This window comes from Streptomyces sp. NPDC103540 (assembly GCF_055584445.1).
On sequence record NZ_JBVJMA010000009.1, the window covers coordinates 1 to 15147 of the forward strand.

Here is a 15147-nt window from a genome sequence, read left to right on the forward strand (position 1 = left end):
ACCCGCTTGAAGGCCGTGGACAGCGCGAACGCGCTGCCGTAGCCGACCCGGCGGGGCCCCCGCGCGGCGGGGGGGGGCGGGGGGCGCCCCCCGCGGGGGGGCCGCGCCCGTCGGGTGCCACGCACGCACACCCGGGAGCGCTGGTTCAGGTGCGCAGGGTGTGGGAGGGCAGGGTGTTGTAGGCGCGGCGGTAGGCGGCGGTGAAGTGGCCGGGTTTGGCCCAGCCCCAGCGGGCCGCGACGGCGGCGACCGTGACCGCGTCGGTGGGGTCGGCGACGGCAAGTTCGTAGTGGGCGCGCTCCAGCCGGATCCGCCGCAGGTATCCCAGCGGGCTGGTGCCGTGGGCGTGCTGGAAGGCGTACTGGAGGGCGCGGGCCGTCACTCCGGCCGCCTGCGCGATGTCGGCCAGGGTGATCGGTCGGTCGGCGTTGTGTTCCATGAAGGCGACGGCCCGGCGCAGGGTCGCGGGACCGACTGTCCCCGGGGGTTGGTAGTGGATGTCGGTCATGGTGGTGTTGGGGAAGACGGTCAGGGCCAGGTGGGCGAGGTGGCCGACGACGGCGGCCTGCAGGAGGGGGTGGGCCAGGGGGGTGTTCGGGTCGATCAGCTGGTCGCGGGTGTAGACGGTGGCTCGGCTCCACGCGGCGGCCGCCTGGGGGTGGAGGGCGTTCATGGCCAGGAGGCGGACGGTGTCGAACCCGGCCGCGGCGGCGGCCTGCTCCAGTGCCCCGGGAGGCAGGGTCAGGGCCTCGATGTCCAGGTCGTCGAGTTCGTAGATCGCCGGTGTGTGGGGGTAGGCGAACACCCCGCCCGCCGGCACGGGAAGCTGGCGACCCGGGGCGTGGATGGTGCAGGTGCCGTGGTGGACCGCCGCGAACACCGCCCCCTCCATGCCGTAGGCCCTTCCTGTCACCTGGGCCGCGACATGGAAACGGCCGATGGTCAGCGGCCCGGCAGCCGCGAGGTCGGTACTCATCCGGAACGCGGTGCCCGGCGGTGCGGAGAATCGCGGGTGGGCGTACTGCCGAAGCACGGACTCCTGCACCGCGTCCCGGTCGGTCGTCGTGAACGACGACCGACTCACGGTCAAGGGGTCTGGGGCCATGGCAACCCTCCAGGACACGCGGGTTCACGCCCGCCTTTCATCGTCGCCGGACGCTATCGGTCTTCTGCCCACCCCACGAAACCCACTCACCCCAACCGGTGACACCACCCCACCTTCGAGGCGTCAGCCTTCATCGTCGGCCGAACCCGCGGCACGGTCGGCGATCCGGGCCAGGGCGGCGGTTGAAAGGCGCACCGCGGCCTCGGCATCCGCCAGCTCGCCAACCTCGGGACGACGGGTCCCGAAGGTGTGACCGGGCGGGGCGTCCAGGGCCCGCCAGCGCAACACCGGTGCCAGCTCGCTGCTGCACTGGGCCATGAACCAGGCCGGCTGACCATGGGTACGGGCCACCGCCAAGGCGAGCGCGGCCAGTGCTTCGCGCAGGCGCTCCAATCGGTCGATCCGATCCAGGCCCCGCTGGACCTCCACCACATCGACGGCTTCCCGCAGGGATTGAGCCGTCTGCCCCGCCAAGACCGCATCGGCCGCAACCGGCTCCCACAACCCCCGGGCAAGCTGGGCTTGGGCCTCCGCGACAGTGCGCCCCACCGCGTTCGAGATCTCCCCGGTGGGAAGCCCAGCCGCACCGGGCTTGCCGGGAGCGCGGGTACGGCCACAGAGCGCGTCCTGGAACCCGGTCTGGTGCCGGATGAACGGACGCGGGTCTTCGGCGGTCGTCATGGCTGGCACCGATGGGCCGTGTAGACGTCCTCGATGATCGTGAACAGGTTGATCGTCTCCGAGATCGTCAACAGCTTCGACAGTTGACGCGGCAACGGACCCACCAACACCAGCTGACGATCACGGCGGGCGTTCAGGAGGGCATGGAGGAAAGAGGAGTCGGCGAAGGTGACACCGCGGACATCCAGGATCATCCGATCGGCCGTACACGCCGAAAACGCCTCCGTCAGCAGGTAGGCGGTGTCCATGTCGAACTCGCCACTCACCCGCAACAACACCACCCGAGCAGGCTCCTCCACACACTCCACCGACGCGAGAACCTCACGCTCGACACGCGGCACACACCGACCCGCCGGCGAAGGCGGCGGGGGCGGGCCCGGCTCCGAAGAAGTGATGTCGGTGTTGGGGTATGGCGTCATGCCGACCGTCCCTGAAAGTCGGGTGGCCCTCCCTCCCCCGACCGTGCGGGGAAGAAGTCCGCGACCCTTCGGGGGCCACGCGATCGGGGAGGTCCGTACCCAAAGCACCCCCCGAAGAGGAGGATGCGACGGCGCGGGAATCGCCAACGGCTAGCACCAGACTACCCACCAAACGAACAACCATCCCCTCCCACATTTCCGATCATTTGGTCGGCGCCAGCGCGGCCGTGCTTCACTTCCTGGGGAGCCAGGCGGCGGGCCTGCAGGTGCGCGGCGCGCAGTGCGGTGCCGAGATCGGCGTGTACGGGCAGGGTCGGGGCGTTGGCCCGCAGCAGGTGCCGGGCCGTCCCGGGAGGGCAGACCACCGCCATGGCCACCTGGCGCCGGTCGGCCACGGCGTGGGCCCGCAGCACGGCCGAAACCGTCGCCGGCGACGCCGAAGCGTCCTGCGGAGGAAGCTCCACCACCAGACAGGCGGGATCCAGATCCACCAGAAGGCCCTCAATGCCCGTCACCCACGGAATACGGTGATGGACCCCCAAGGGGGCACGGAGGGTGACGATCAAATCCTGACCGTTGCACACATGGTCACTCAGCACGCACACCCCTCAAAACGAAGTAGCCGCCATTACAGGCACAGCCCCGGCGAGCCGGCCTGTCGCCACACCGGGCGACCGGCCACCGGCCCGGCCGGGTGTAGGCCACGGTTCCGCGGGCAGGCGCCCCACTACAGACCATCCCGAAGGGTCGTACCGTGTTCCTCCCCCGGCACCCGTACGACCACGATGGGGTTCCCGGGCGACAGGGCAACCCCATCAACCTTCCGGTCCGGGGCACTGCGGCCCCGGACCGGAAGGCCCCGACCGCCGCGCCCCACCATCACGGGCGCGGCCCGGGTGGGCGGGCCCCGCCACTCCTCCGCCTTCCAACGCGCCCACGACACCACCCCCCGGGCACCTCCGCCACATCCAGCTTCAGCGCGAGCATTACGACCTGGCCGCCGACGATCCGCCGAATGGACCACCGGCGCCGCCATCGCCGCCCGCTGGGATGCCATAACTCCGTATCGCAACGCCCACGGCATTACCCCCTTCCACACCCCGCGCACCCGCCCAGGACGGACGCCCCCTATGGCCACGAGCACGACCGACCTGCCGGCGGTCTGCCGGGACGCCCTGCAGAGACTGCGCCGCGCCCGGGAGACCAACACTGCAAAGCCGCCGCGGCAGGACTCTTCACCACCACGGTGGCGGAAGTCCTGTCCAACGGCGTCGCCAAACAGCTGATCTCACGACGCAGACCGCCCAAGGACTGGGTCCCCCACCACGACGTCCAGGAGCGACCCGACAGCTCCTCCTTTCCCCCCGGGCACACCGCCGCCGCCGTCGCCTTCACCGCAGCCGTCGCGCCAACCTGGCCCCCGGCGGGCGCCGCGTGCGCGAGCGCGACCGCGATGGTCGCGGTCCAACGAGTTCACAGCGGCGCGCACTACCCCTCCGACGTCGCCGCCGGCGCCGCGGTGGGCCTGGCCGCGGCCGCCCTGGTTCGGGCCCTGCCTCACCTCCTCGCCCGGCGCCTGTCCCGCCACCTTGGATGACCGCAGCGCGGCCCCGTCCGGTCGGGTGGCGAACGCCGGGCTCCGTTCGGTGGGGAAAGTGGGCTCGTTCGAGGAGTCACCGCCGGATCCCGGGGCAGGCGGGCGGCGAGCGGGCACGCATGTGATGCCCCACGGGGGCGTCGGGCGGACCCGAGACCGCCCAATGCCCCTCCCGCATCCCCGATCGAAGGAGCCGATCATGTCGCAGGTCAAGGAATCCATCGAAGTCGACGTCCCGATCCGCACGGCGTACGACCAGTGGACGCAGTTCGAGTCGTTCCCGCAGTTCATGGACGGCGTCGAGCGCATCGAGCAGCGTACGGACACCCTCACGCACTGGGTCACGAAGATCGCCGGTGTCGAGCGAGAGTTCGACGCCGAGATCACCGAACAGATCCCCGACACCAAGGTCGCCTGGGTGACCGTCGCCGGCCGGACGGAACAGTCCGGCATCGTCACCTTCCACCCCATCGACCCCACCCATACCCAGGTCACCCTCATGATGGACTTCGACCCCGAGGGGATGGCGGAGAACATCGGCGACAAGCTCGGCTTCGTCGACCGCCAGGTCAAGGGAGACCTCAAGCGCTTCAAGCACTTCATCGAAGGCCGCGGCACCGCCACGGGCGAATGGCGCGGCCAGGTCTGACAGGCCGCCAAACCCCCACGCGCCGGGTCCCGGCCCGCGCCGCCGGCCCCGTATCGCCGAGGCGCGGGCCACAACCCGGTCGTCCACCGCGGTCCGCGTGAACCCAACCGAACGCGTTACAGGCAGCTACTGCACTGGACCTCCGTCACGTAGCGCCCCCCACCCTGCCCGCACGGCAGCCGCGAGACCAGACGACACGGCGCGTCGTGGCGGATCGCTCCCGGCGGCCGCCGCGTGATTCGTGCCCCGGCGCAGGGCGGCGCGGCGTGTGGAACACCGACGTGATGTGCAACGGAGGCGGACGGCACGGTCTGCGCCGCAGGCGCGCGGGGCGATGGAGCACCAGCCGCCCCCCGGGTGGGGCGCGCGGCCCGGGGGCGGCCGGTTCCGCGTTCCTGTGCCTTCCGGTGTCCTGGAGCGGCCCTCGGTCGAAACGGGACGGCTTCGTTGGTCAACGGGCAGTGATGTGGACGATGCAGACGTCCTCGCGGCGTCGGCTGCGGTCGGGCAGAGCGGCCAGAAGAGTATCGATGAGGACGCGCCCGCCTTCGGCGTGTGCGGCGGCGGCCGTGTCGGCAAGGCGGGTCAGACCGTCATGGATGTCCTCTTCGGGTTCTTCGACCAGGCCGTCCGTGTACAGCAAGAGCTGGTCGCCTTCGTTCAGGTCAAGGGTGGCTTGCGTGTACCGGGCATCATGGGCGGCGCCCAGCAGGAGACCGTCCGGGGGGTCCAGGTAGTCCGCCTTACCCCGCCGGATGAGCAAGGGCGACGACGACACCGTCCTCCTCACGGTGCGGATCGCCCCCTCCCCCGTCGGCCCGGTGAGGGCGAAGCGCTGGGCAGCCCCATCGGGGGCGGTCCCGCAACGGACCCGGCCGCCGCCACGGTGGCGGCGGGTCCGTTTACCGGCGTCCTCGCCGAGATCAGCCGGCGGGCGGGAACCTGTCCCACGCTCGGTGTTCGGCCAGTGCGGCGGTCACGGTTGCGAGCACCGCCGCACCATCCTCGCCCACGGCGATGCCCGGCTCGTCCGCTGCGATACCGGCCGTTTCGAGCAGCTGCCGGGCGCCGTTCCAGCCGCCGATCGCCTTGCCGTGGCGGTACGCCTCGGTGACGAGCAGCAGCACTCGGGGGTCCGCGGCCTCAGGCGGCCTGGCGGTACCGGCCTTCGCGTCGCGGGCGCCGTAGGCATCTGCGCCGGCCTGGGGAGCCGCGGCCAGGAGCAGGGCGTCGAATTCGACGGAACGGGCGGTGCCGAAGGTGCGCTGGACGGCGATCGGTTCGCCGTCGGGATCCAGGGCACCGCCGGTCGGAGCGATGACGAGGGGCACCATGCCGGCGTTCAGGACGGCGTGCCGGGCGGTCCGTACGCCGTCCAGGTCGGCCGTGGGGTCGGCGATGATGCCGACCGCCCGTCCGTCGGTCGGCCAGGTCCCGCCCAGCTGGGAGAGTGCGGGGCTGGGATCGGTGGCGACGAGCGGCACGGTGGCTTCAGGGGTCGGCAGGCCGAGGCCATCGGCGACCTGTGCGCACAGCTCGGGATCGATGTTCGCCAGCACCTTCAGGGTGCGTTCCTTGACGGCCTGTTCATGGCACTTGCTCAGTTCGAAGGTGTAGGCGGCGATGATGTGCTCGCGCTCGGGCGGGGTCATGCTCAGCCAGAACAGCCGGGGTTGGGTGAAGTGGTCCGAGAACGAGGCGGGTGCTTCACGGACCTTGCTCGCCTCGGGGACGGGGGCGGGCGTCTCGATGTAGGCGCTCGTGTCGGCGCCCGCGAGGAAGGGGCATCCTCCGTCGAGGCTGTTGGGCCGGTAGGGGGCGACGCCGGTGTGTACGGCGGTCTGGTGCATGCCGTCGCGGAGCATGTCGTTGACGGGGGCGTGCGGCCGGTTGATCGGGATCTGCCCGAAGTTCGGGCCGCCGAGTCGGCTGATCTGGGTGTCGAGGTAGGAGAAGAGCCGACCGGCGAGCAACGGATCGTCGGTGACGTCGATGCCGGGGACCAGGTGGCCCGGGTGGAAGGCGACCTGCTCGGTCTCGGCGAAGTAGTTCTTGGTGTTGGCGTTCAGGGTCATCAGGCCGATGGGCTGGACCGGTGCGAGCTCCTCGGGGACGATCTTCGTGGGGTCGAGGAGGTCGATCCCCTGGAACGTCTGGTCGGCGGTGTCGGGGAAGACCTGGATGCCCAGCTCCCACTGCGGGAAGGCGCCGGACTCGATGGCGTCGAAGAGGTCGCGGCGGTGGAAGTCGGGGTCCATGCCGTTGATCAGCTGTGCTTCCTCCCAGACGAGGGAGTGCACGCCCAGCTTGGGCTTCCAGTGGAACTTCACCAGGACGCTCTCGTCTGCCGCGTTCACCAGCCGGAAAGTGTGGACCCCGAAGCCCTCCATCATCCGGTAGGACCTCGGGATGCCGCGGTCGGACATGTTCCACAGGGTGTGGTGGGTGGCCTCGGTGTGCAGGGACACGAAGTCCCAGAACGTGTCGTGCGCGCTCTGTGCCTGCGGGATCTCGCGGTCCGGGTGCGGTTTTCCGGCGTGGATGATGTCGGGGAACTTGATCGCGTCCTGGATGAAGAAGACCGGAATGTTGTTTCCTACCAGGTCGAAGGTGCCCTCGTCCGTGTAGAACTTCGTCGCGAACCCCCGGGTGTCGCGGACCGTGTCGGCCGAACCGCGGGAGCCGAGCACGGTGGAGAACCGTACGAACACGGGGGTCTGCACGTCTTTGGCGAGGAATGCCGCCTTGGACACCTCGCCCGCCGTGCCGTAGCCCTGGAAGATCCCGTGCGCCGCCGCGCCGCGCGCGTGGACGACGCGTTCGGGGATCCGCTCGTGGTCGAAGTGCGTGACTTTCTCGCGCAGATGATGGTCCTGGAGCAGAACCGGGCCGCGCGCTCCGGCTTTCAGCGAGTGGTCGGTGTCGTGGAGCCGTGCGCCCTGGGCGGTGGTCAGATACGCACCGCTCTGCGCGACACGGGCCTGGTCCGCGCCGGTCGCCTGTCCCGTGGGGCTCACCGTCTCGGGGCCCTCCTGATCCGTCTTCGGCGGTAGCGGCTCCGCGGGTTGCGTGGGCTCCGTTACGGGTGGCGACACGGGCCCCGGCTTGCCCGGCAGGGCGCCCTCGCCCGGCTCCGGCGCCGCGGGGGTGTGCTTCGTATTCATGTCGTCTCCTGCTCGGTGGGTTGAGTGGTCTGCCGGACGGTTCACGGGGTGAAGAGGACCTTGACGGCGCCGTCCTGCTTCTTCTGGAACATCTCGTACGCGTCCGGTGCCTGTGCGAGGGGCAGGCGGTGCGTGGCGAAGTCGTCGACGCCGAGCGGGTCCCCGTCGGTGAGCAGGGGAAGGATGTCGTCGACCCAGCGCCGGACGTTGGCCTGCCCCATGCGCAGGTTCAGCTGCTTGTCGAACATGGTCAGCAGGGGCATGGGATCGGCCGCGCCGCCGTACACCCCGGACACCGAGACGGTGCCGCCGCGCCTGACGAGGTCGATGGCCGTGTAGAGGGCGGAGAGCCGGTCGATGCCCGCACGCTTCATCATGGCCGCCGCCAGTGCGTCCGGCAGGAGGGTGGTCATGCCCTGCGCGGCGGCGGCGATCCGGCTTCCGTGGGCTTCCATTCCGACGGCGTCGATGACGGCGTCGGGCCCCCGCCCCGCCGTGAGGTCCCGTACCGCCTCGCCCAGGTCGTCCCCGCACTCGCGCAGGTCGAGGGTGTGGTAGCCGCGCCGGCGGGCCCGTCCGAGGCGTTCGGGAACCAGGTCGATGCCGATGACGGTACGGGCGCCGCGGTGGGCGGCGATGCGGCAGCTCATGTCACCGATGGGACCCAGGCCCAGCACGGCGACGCTGCCGCCCGGCGGCAGGGACGCGTACTCGACGGCCTGCCACGCCGTGGGGAGCACGTCGGACAGGTAGACGAAACGGTCGTCGGACGGGCCGTCCGGGACGCGGATCGGGAGGGAATTGCCGAACGGGACCCGAAGGTACTCCGCTTGGCCGCCGGGGACCTGACCGTAGAGCTTGGTGTAGCCGAAGAGCGAGGCTCCGGTGCCGTGCTCACGCACCTGTGTCGTCTCGCACTGGGACTGCAACCCCTGGTCGCACATGAAGCACGAGCCGCACGAGACGTTGAAAGGGATCACGACCCGGTCCCCCGGCTTCAGGGACGTGACCGCCGCCCCGACCTCCTCCACGATGCCCATGGGCTCGTGCCCAAGGATGTCGCCGGGGTCGAGAAAGGCCCCGAGTACCTCGTAGAGGTGCAGATCGGATCCGCAGAGTCCGGTGGTCGTGATCTTGACGACCACGTCGTCGGGGTCGCGGATGGTGGGATCGGGCACCGTGTCGACGCGTACGTCGCGTTTGCCGTGCCAGGTGAGTGCTCTCATGACGCCTCCTTGCGGACCGCAGCTACACGGCTCCACATTTGTCCGGCTTGTCCTTTCGCTCGTCAGGGTGCGCGTGCCCCCGGTCGTACGGATCAACCGGATTCGTCCGGACTACACGCCCCTGTGCTCGTATCGGCACGGTGTGTCACCCGTGTGCGGTCCGCGCATCAGCCCTCCCCCACTGGGCAGTCGCCGGAGATGAACCGACCTTCGAACGACGGCCGCTCGTACTGGATGCAGACGGCGGACCTGCCGTCCTTCGCCCCTCTCTCAGGGGCGGCTCAGGCGGATGCGGCGGTGATCGGCAGCGGCATCGTCGGGCTCAGCACGGCGTGGGAACTCGCCCGCGCGGGTCTTCGGGTCGTCGTGCTGGAAGCGGACAGGCTCGCGGGAGGCGTCACCGGGCACACGACCGGAAAACTCACCGCCCTGCACACCACCGTGTACGACACGCTCCGCACGGAGCACGGCGAAGACGCCGCGCGCCGGTACGCCGCCTCGCAGAGCGCCGCGCTCCGGCACGTCTTCGACGTGGCCGCGGAACTCGGCATCGACTGCGAACTGGAGGAGCGCCCCGCCTACACGTACGGCCGCGATCCCGACGGCGTGGCGGCGTTGCGCGCGGAGGCCGAGGCTGCCCGGGCGGCCGGTCTCAACGCCTCCTTCGTCACCGAGACCGGCCTCCCGTTCCCGATCGCCGGAGCCGTGAAGGTGGAGGAGCAGGCACAGTTCCATCCACTCAAGTACCTGCGCGGCCTCGCCGCCGACATCATCGCGCTGGGGGCAGCATCCACGAGGGCACACGCGTGACCGCCCTGGACGACGGCGATCCGTGCCGTCTCACCACCGATACCGGTGCCACCGTCTCCGCCCGGCACGTCGTCGTGGCCACCCACCACCCCGTCTTCGACCACGCCCTGCTCGCCGCCCGGCTGACCCAGCACCGCGACCTGGTGATCGCGGGCCCCCTTCGCGCCGGCCTCGACCCCGGGGGGATGTACATCACCGAGGAGGGCGGCAAGCGGTCGGTCCGCACAGCGCCGCTCGACGACGGCCGTCTCCTGATCGTCACGGGAGAGGCGTTCACCCCGGGCGAGGGGGCAGACACCGAGGCCGGGTACGCACACCTGCAAGCCTGGGCCGAGCGGCGCTTCCCCGGCTTCACCGTCACCCACCGGTGGGCGGCGCAGGACAACAGCGTCACGGACACCCTGCCCCTCATCGGCCGGGTACCCGGCGGGGGTGAGAACGTCTACGTCGCCACGGGCTTCGCCGGCTGGGGCATGACGGGCGGAGTACTGGCCGGGACGATCATCGCGTCCCTCGTCAGCGGCGAGGAAGAGCCGTGGGACGGTCTGTACGATCCCGCCCGACTCGGCTCCGCGCTGCGCTCCGCCCCGGAGCTCCTCAAGGCCCAATGGGACACCGGCAAACACTTCGTCAAGGACCGCCTGGACACCCTCGGCAACGGCACCAACGGCCCCGTGGAGAACCTGCGCCCGGGTCAGGGAACGGTGGTCAGGGCGGGCGGCAAGCCCTGCGCCGTGCACCGCGACGACCGGGGCGGGCTGCACGCCGTGTCGGCCGTCTGCACCCATCTCGGATGCCTCGTCGCATTCAACAACGCCGAACGCACCTGGGAGTGCCCCTGCCACGGCTCCCGCTTCGGCATCGGCGGCGGCATCCTTCAGGGGCCGGCACTACAGCCCCTGGAACGGCTGGACCCGGAGAAGCTCTGACTCCCGCCGGGGTCGCTCACCCACGAAGCCCTGCGACCAGGCTCGGGCCGGGCCGAACGGGCGATCGGTATGCGGGTTGGCTGGCCGCACAGGCGATCGTTACTTGGACCGGATCCGCAGGGCCCCGGGCCAAGGACCGTCAGCCTTCGACGCAGCCGAGGTGTGGGTGAGCCGCGCTGGCGCAGGTACACGGAGAGGATGACCATCGCCGCGACCGCCAGCACTCGGACTGCCAGTTCTGCAGGGTCCGGCTCCAGAAGTCGGGCCGGGTCAGGTACTCGCCCCAACCGACGGGGGCCTGGAGCTGCCTCAGCCGCTGCTCGTCGTACGCCGACGTTCCCGAGACCGACTGCGCTAACCAGGACCCGACGAACAGAAGCGCCATGACCAGGCCCAGCGATGCCGCGGACGGGCTGTCGAACGGCTCTCACCGACCGTGTCAAGCCCACGGGTGGATACACCGCAGAGCCTGGCGTGCCGACCGACTACGGGGTTCAAACGAGGGTATAAGCAGTCTGCCGGAAAGCAGGGGGCCCGGCCGACCGGAGGAGGTGGGCCCACGCGACTCGTCCTCGTACCGTAGGAGCGGAAACCTGTCGTTCGGGCCGGTCAGCCTGCCGGTGAGCCTGTGCACGGCCACCGGCGGCCACACCGTTCACCGCGCCCATCGGCTCCCACACGGAACCCCCGGCCGTAACCGCGAGGGATACGACGCCCGCGAGCTGGCGGCCGAGCCGACCGGCGTGGTCGACCTCGTGAGGGCCCAGGGCCCTGTCCTGCGGCCGGACGTAAAGGGAGAGGAGGCCTCCGCGTGACGTTGCAGCCGCCGGTCGAGCCGATGCTCGCGCAGGCCGTGGAGTCGGTTCCCGGCCCCGGGATGTTCGGCGAGCTGGCCTTCGAGCAGAAATTCGATGGCTACCGAGCCCTGCTGTTCACCTCCTCCTCCGCCACCGGCGAACTTCGGATCCAAACCTGCCGGGGGGGCGGAGATCCAGGACCGGTTCCCGGACCTCGTCGCCGCCGCAGGGCAACTGCCGCACGCCCTGGTCCTCGACGGCGAGCTCGTCGTCTGGGACGCCCAAGCACACCGGCTCTCCTTCGAAGGGCTCCAACGACGCATCGCCGCCCGCAACCGCACCGCCCGACGCGGGCTCGCCCAGAACCTGCCCGCCCTCTTCATCGCCTTCGACATCCTTCAGCAAGGTGGCATCGAGCTTTTGCACCACCCCTACCGCCAGCGGTTGCGGCTCGAAGCCCTCTTCGCCGACCATCGCCTGGCGGCCCCGTGGACGCTGTGCCCCATGACCACCGACCTGCTCAAGGCCGAGCACTGGCTGGAGCAGTGGACCGAGCTCTCCGGCGTCGAAGGCATCGTGGTCAAAGCCCTCGACCAGCCCTACCAGCCTGGGCACAGAGGCTGGTACAAACTCCGCCGCCGGGACACCACCGAAGCGATCATCGGCGCGATCACCGGGACCACCCCGCGCCCCCAGCTGCTCCTCCTCGGCCGCCGCGACGCGCACGGCCACCTGTGCCCCATCGGCCGCACCGGCCCCCTACGCGCCGAAGCCGCCCGCCTCGTCGGTGGCAACCTCACCGAAGCGACACCTCACCATCCCTGGGCCGGCATGCGGTTCGCCTCGGCCGGGGGCAGCCGCGACCTCCTCGACGTCACCCTCGTCCACCCCGAACTCGTCGCCGAGATAAGTGCCGACACCGCCGTCGGCCTCCACCGCCACCCCGTCCGCTTCAAGCGGCTGCGCCTGGACGTCACCGCCGAGGAAGTGCCGCTCTTCGCCCCAGTCCCGACCGACAGCTGAGCAGGCCCGAAAACCTCGCCGCGGAGACGTCGCACGGCGGTTGATCCGACCGTCCGCGGGCAACGGGCCCCACACCGAGTCCTCCGGAAGGGTCGGCGTCTGCAAGGCAACTCCGGGACCCTGAGCCTTCCACCTGCTCAAGGATCTTCTTACGACGCCAAGCTCGAACCACGTTCCGGTCGTGGCGCTCGTCCGGGGCGACCGTGCGCTGTGCGCCAGGCGTCCGACCGGAGCCGAAGCAGCGTCCGCTTGACCTCCGGTCAACCGTGGGCCACCAGGCCCTTCGGCGTGGCGCGCGGGTTCGGCAGATCACCAGCCGGCGCAGTTGTAAACAGGGGGGCCTGCTGCCTGCAGGGAATTAGCGAGGGAGCACGCCGATGGACGACACACCCCTGCGCGCGGCGCTCGGTGAGCGCGAGCGCTCCGGTCACGCGGTCGGAATCCTGATGGCTCTCGTTCCCTGCACGGCGGTCGACGCGCACCGCATCCTCCACAACGTAACGCGCGCGGGCGGTGTCACCCCGGATGCCACTGCCAGGACGGTCATCGCCCTGCACAACCGGAGCACTAGCGCCCCGTCCGCTCCCGGCCACATCGAGCAGGCAGTGCACGCCGAGATCGCACGCGCCCGCAGCGCCTCGGTACCGCCCGTCGGCCCGGCACTGCGCCCCTCCTCGTTCGTCCTGCGCCAGCACGTCAACCACCTCAAGGCAGTCCGCCGCCGCACGCTCGCCGCACCCGGTGACGCGGCCCAGCGCGTCGAGCTGGAGAACACCCTGTACACGCTGTGCGTCCTGACTGGGTGCCGTAATGCGCACGCCGCCCTGACAGCCGCCGAAACCCACCTGGCAGCGAACCGGCTCCCACCGTCGTGACACCCGTGCCTGCTCAGCAGCTCCCCTCGTTCCGCTCGTTCCGCTCCCTCGCTACGGGTGACGACTGCTTCTGAGACGAAGGTCCCGATGCCCTCCACGGGTCGACCGGCTGCACCGGCTCGATCAGCTGCGGAAACGGAAACACAGAAGCCGGCTTGCCCGGGTCCCCTCGTCGGGGCTCTGCCGCGCCCCTCCGCCTCGCACAGCGTCGGCGTCCAGCCCGCTGACGGACCGACCGACGTCTGCCCGGTAGGCCTGGGCGGCGTCATCGGTGTGCAGTGCCTGGAAGCGCAGGCCGGAGATGGCGGGCAGAGCGGGGAGCAGGCCCGGATGGATGAGGCGCCAGGGCAGGAGCGGGCCCGCGAAGATGTGGCGTTGTTCGCTCGCCGACTCCTGCTTGAAAAGGAACGCGGGGCGCATGCGCACCAGCCGGATGCCGTGGGCGAGCCGGAATCCGTCGAGGTAGCGCTCCAGGTAGGCCTTCTCTCGTGTGTAGGCGGCGCCGGGCGAGCCGTGGGTCGGCCAGGACTCGTCGACCGGGCGCCCGTCCTCGGGGCCCGGCGAGTACGCGCCGACCGACGAGGCATGCACCCGTGTGGCCACCCCGGTCCGGGCACAGGTCTCGATTACGCGGATGCTGCCCAGCACGTTTGTGCGCCAGGTGGTGACGGGGCTGTGGGGTGGGCTGGAACTTCCAGTACTCCGAGGCCTGACTCAGCCGAGCGGGATCGTGCTGCGGCCGGCCCGGCCAGGCTCGGCTGCCTGAAGATGTTCCGATGCACCCCAAAAGGGGCAAACGCCTGGATATCACAAACCGACCTCTGTGGGGTGAGCGTCATGCTCCGGTCCGGAGCTCTGTCCAGGCCAAGCCGTGAGGTCGGTGGCGCGCCGTGCTGGGTGAGCCTTACAACCCGAGATCTGGCATCCGCGCGCCGGTTCTACGGGGCCGTCATGGGCTGGACCTTCCGCAGTACCCACGGCGGAGGAGGGTTCGCCGTCGCCTGCCGCGACGGGACTCCGATCGCCGGGTTCGGGATGCTAGCCGACCATCTGACCCTGCCCGCCGCTTGGACGCCGTATTTCGCCGCCGGCGACGTGGACCTCGCCGCCGCCCGCGTCCGCGAGCGCGGTGCGACTGTTGCAGTCGGCCCCATTTCCTTTGGCAGGGGACGGGCCGTGTTGGCTGCGGACCCGGCCGGGGCGGTCTTCGGACTGTGGCAGGGCGAAGTCCTCACTGACTGGCAGGTGGGGTGCGGGCCGGCTCCCGCCTGTCTGGAACTTCGCACGCGGGACGCCTTCGCGGCCGCCATCTTCTACGGCGAGGTGCTGGACTGGGCCGGGGCACCCGGATCCTGCGTGGCCGCCTTCGAACACGACCGCGTCGTCCTGCGCCAAGGGAACGAAACGGTCGCACAGATCAGCGGCGGAGGTGTGGACGAGGACCCCGACCCGCATGTCCGCCCTCGTTGGCACGTCCACTTCCGTGTGCCCGACCTCGAGGCCGCCGTCGCAGCCACGATCCGCGCGGGCGGCGGGCCCGCATCACCGGTCGAAAGCACGCCTGCCGACAGGTCGATCACCCTTCGGGACCCCGAAGGGGGCTTGTTCACGGTCGTCGCACCTCAGGGCTGACGGAGAACCTGCCCTGCTGCGACCGGGTGCGGGCGCCGCAGGCCATCACCCTGCCCGAACGCCGCCGGGCCGAGCGGTGTCGGGACCGTCGTGGCGGCGTGCGGGAGCTGTTGGCGACATCCCGTCACCGGTGCGGTACGGCACGTAGCCCCGCTCCCCCGGCTCCCCTGGGACACCGGCCGCCAGGTTCGCCCGGCACGCCGGCGTGGTCGGCGCCCCGTTTGTGCGTTCCCGTGGCGC

The 15147-nt window shown here is 70.8% G+C and carries 13 protein-coding genes and 2 pseudogenes; 6 read left to right on the forward strand and 9 right to left on the reverse strand.

The genetic code is table 11. From position 1 onward, the window contains the following. Nucleotides 1-145: 145 nt before the first annotated feature. From ACZ6ZI_RS21950 to ACZ6ZI_RS21965, 4 genes are all read right to left on the reverse strand, one after another. Nucleotides 146-976 carry a helix-turn-helix transcriptional regulator gene (locus tag ACZ6ZI_RS21950; RefSeq protein WP_469523460.1) on the reverse strand — a complete coding sequence of 277 codons (831 nt, stop codon included), beginning with the start codon at nt 974-976 and terminating at the stop codon, nt 146-148. Between the two features lie 252 nt (nt 977-1228). Beyond that, complete coding sequence (locus ACZ6ZI_RS21955) at nt 1229-1786, reverse strand: hypothetical protein (RefSeq protein WP_469523462.1); 558 nt, start codon at nt 1784-1786, stop codon at nt 1229-1231. Continuing rightward, the gene (locus tag ACZ6ZI_RS21960) at nt 1783-2205 is read right to left on the reverse strand and encodes an STAS domain-containing protein (RefSeq protein ID WP_469523464.1); all 423 of its coding nucleotides are present in this window, start codon (nt 2203-2205) and stop codon (nt 1783-1785) included. Before ACZ6ZI_RS21960 ends, ACZ6ZI_RS21955 begins: the two co-directional genes overlap by 4 nt. Before the next feature lie 161 nt (nt 2206-2366). Next, a complete protein-coding gene (locus ACZ6ZI_RS21965) occupies nt 2367-2804 on the reverse strand; it encodes a hypothetical protein (RefSeq protein ID WP_469523465.1) in 438 nt (145 codons plus the stop codon). A 647-nt stretch (nt 2805-3451) separates the two neighbouring features. On the opposite strand from ACZ6ZI_RS21965, the gene ACZ6ZI_RS21970 reads away from it, so the two are divergent. Next, nucleotides 3452-3802: a phosphatase PAP2 family protein gene (locus ACZ6ZI_RS21970; protein ID WP_469523466.1), complete on the forward strand. Its 351-nt coding sequence runs from the start codon at nt 3452-3454 to the stop codon at nt 3800-3802. A gap of 199 nt (nt 3803-4001) precedes the next feature. Next, nucleotides 4002-4451, forward strand: a complete 450-nt coding sequence (locus tag ACZ6ZI_RS21975; protein WP_469523468.1) for an SRPBCC family protein — start codon at nt 4002-4004, stop codon at nt 4449-4451. A gap of 451 nt (nt 4452-4902) precedes the next feature. Here the strand turns inward: ACZ6ZI_RS21975 and ACZ6ZI_RS21980 are convergent, their stop codons facing one another. The 3 genes from ACZ6ZI_RS21980 to ACZ6ZI_RS21990 form a co-directional block, all read right to left on the reverse strand. After that, a complete protein-coding gene (locus tag ACZ6ZI_RS21980) occupies nt 4903-5229 on the reverse strand; it encodes a SpoIIE family protein phosphatase (protein WP_469523469.1) in 327 nt (108 codons plus the stop codon). A 145-nt stretch (nt 5230-5374) separates the two neighbouring features. After that, a complete protein-coding gene (locus ACZ6ZI_RS21985) occupies nt 5375-7615 on the reverse strand; it encodes a catalase (protein WP_469523471.1) in 2241 nt (746 codons plus the stop codon). Between the two features lie 41 nt (nt 7616-7656). Then, the gene (locus ACZ6ZI_RS21990; protein WP_469523473.1) at nt 7657-8841 is read right to left on the reverse strand and encodes a zinc-dependent alcohol dehydrogenase; all 1185 of its coding nucleotides are present in this window, start codon (nt 8839-8841) and stop codon (nt 7657-7659) included. Between the two features lie 198 nt (nt 8842-9039). On the opposite strand from ACZ6ZI_RS21990, the pseudogene ACZ6ZI_RS21995 reads away from it, so the two are divergent. Continuing rightward, a pseudogene (locus tag ACZ6ZI_RS21995) lies at nt 9040-10580 on the forward strand (FAD-dependent oxidoreductase). Nucleotides 10581-10744: 164 nt separating this feature from the next. On the opposite strand, the pseudogene ACZ6ZI_RS22000 reads toward ACZ6ZI_RS21995, so the two are convergent. Beyond that, nucleotides 10745-10980, reverse strand: a pseudogene (locus ACZ6ZI_RS22000) (DUF6766 family protein); the annotation flags it as partial. A gap of 511 nt (nt 10981-11491) precedes the next feature. Here ACZ6ZI_RS22000 and ACZ6ZI_RS22005 point away from each other — a divergent pair. Both ACZ6ZI_RS22005 and ACZ6ZI_RS22010 read left to right on the forward strand, forming a co-directional pair. Next, nucleotides 11492-12400: an ATP-dependent DNA ligase gene (locus ACZ6ZI_RS22005; protein ID WP_469523474.1), complete on the forward strand. Its 909-nt coding sequence runs from the start codon at nt 11492-11494 to the stop codon at nt 12398-12400. A 377-nt stretch (nt 12401-12777) separates the two neighbouring features. Next, a complete protein-coding gene (locus ACZ6ZI_RS22010) occupies nt 12778-13275 on the forward strand; it encodes a DUF5133 domain-containing protein (RefSeq protein WP_469523476.1) in 498 nt (165 codons plus the stop codon). A gap of 123 nt (nt 13276-13398) precedes the next feature. Here ACZ6ZI_RS22010 and ACZ6ZI_RS22015 read toward each other — a convergent pair whose 3' ends face one another. Further along, the gene (locus tag ACZ6ZI_RS22015) at nt 13399-13923 is read right to left on the reverse strand and encodes an NAD-dependent epimerase/dehydratase family protein (protein ID WP_469523479.1); all 525 of its coding nucleotides are present in this window, start codon (nt 13921-13923) and stop codon (nt 13399-13401) included. 303 nt (nt 13924-14226) lie between these two features. Here ACZ6ZI_RS22015 and ACZ6ZI_RS22020 point away from each other — a divergent pair, with 303 nt between their 5' ends. Beyond that, nucleotides 14227-14907, forward strand: a complete 681-nt coding sequence (locus tag ACZ6ZI_RS22020; RefSeq protein ID WP_469523480.1) for a VOC family protein — start codon at nt 14227-14229, stop codon at nt 14905-14907. Nucleotides 14908-15147 lie beyond the last annotated feature (240 nt).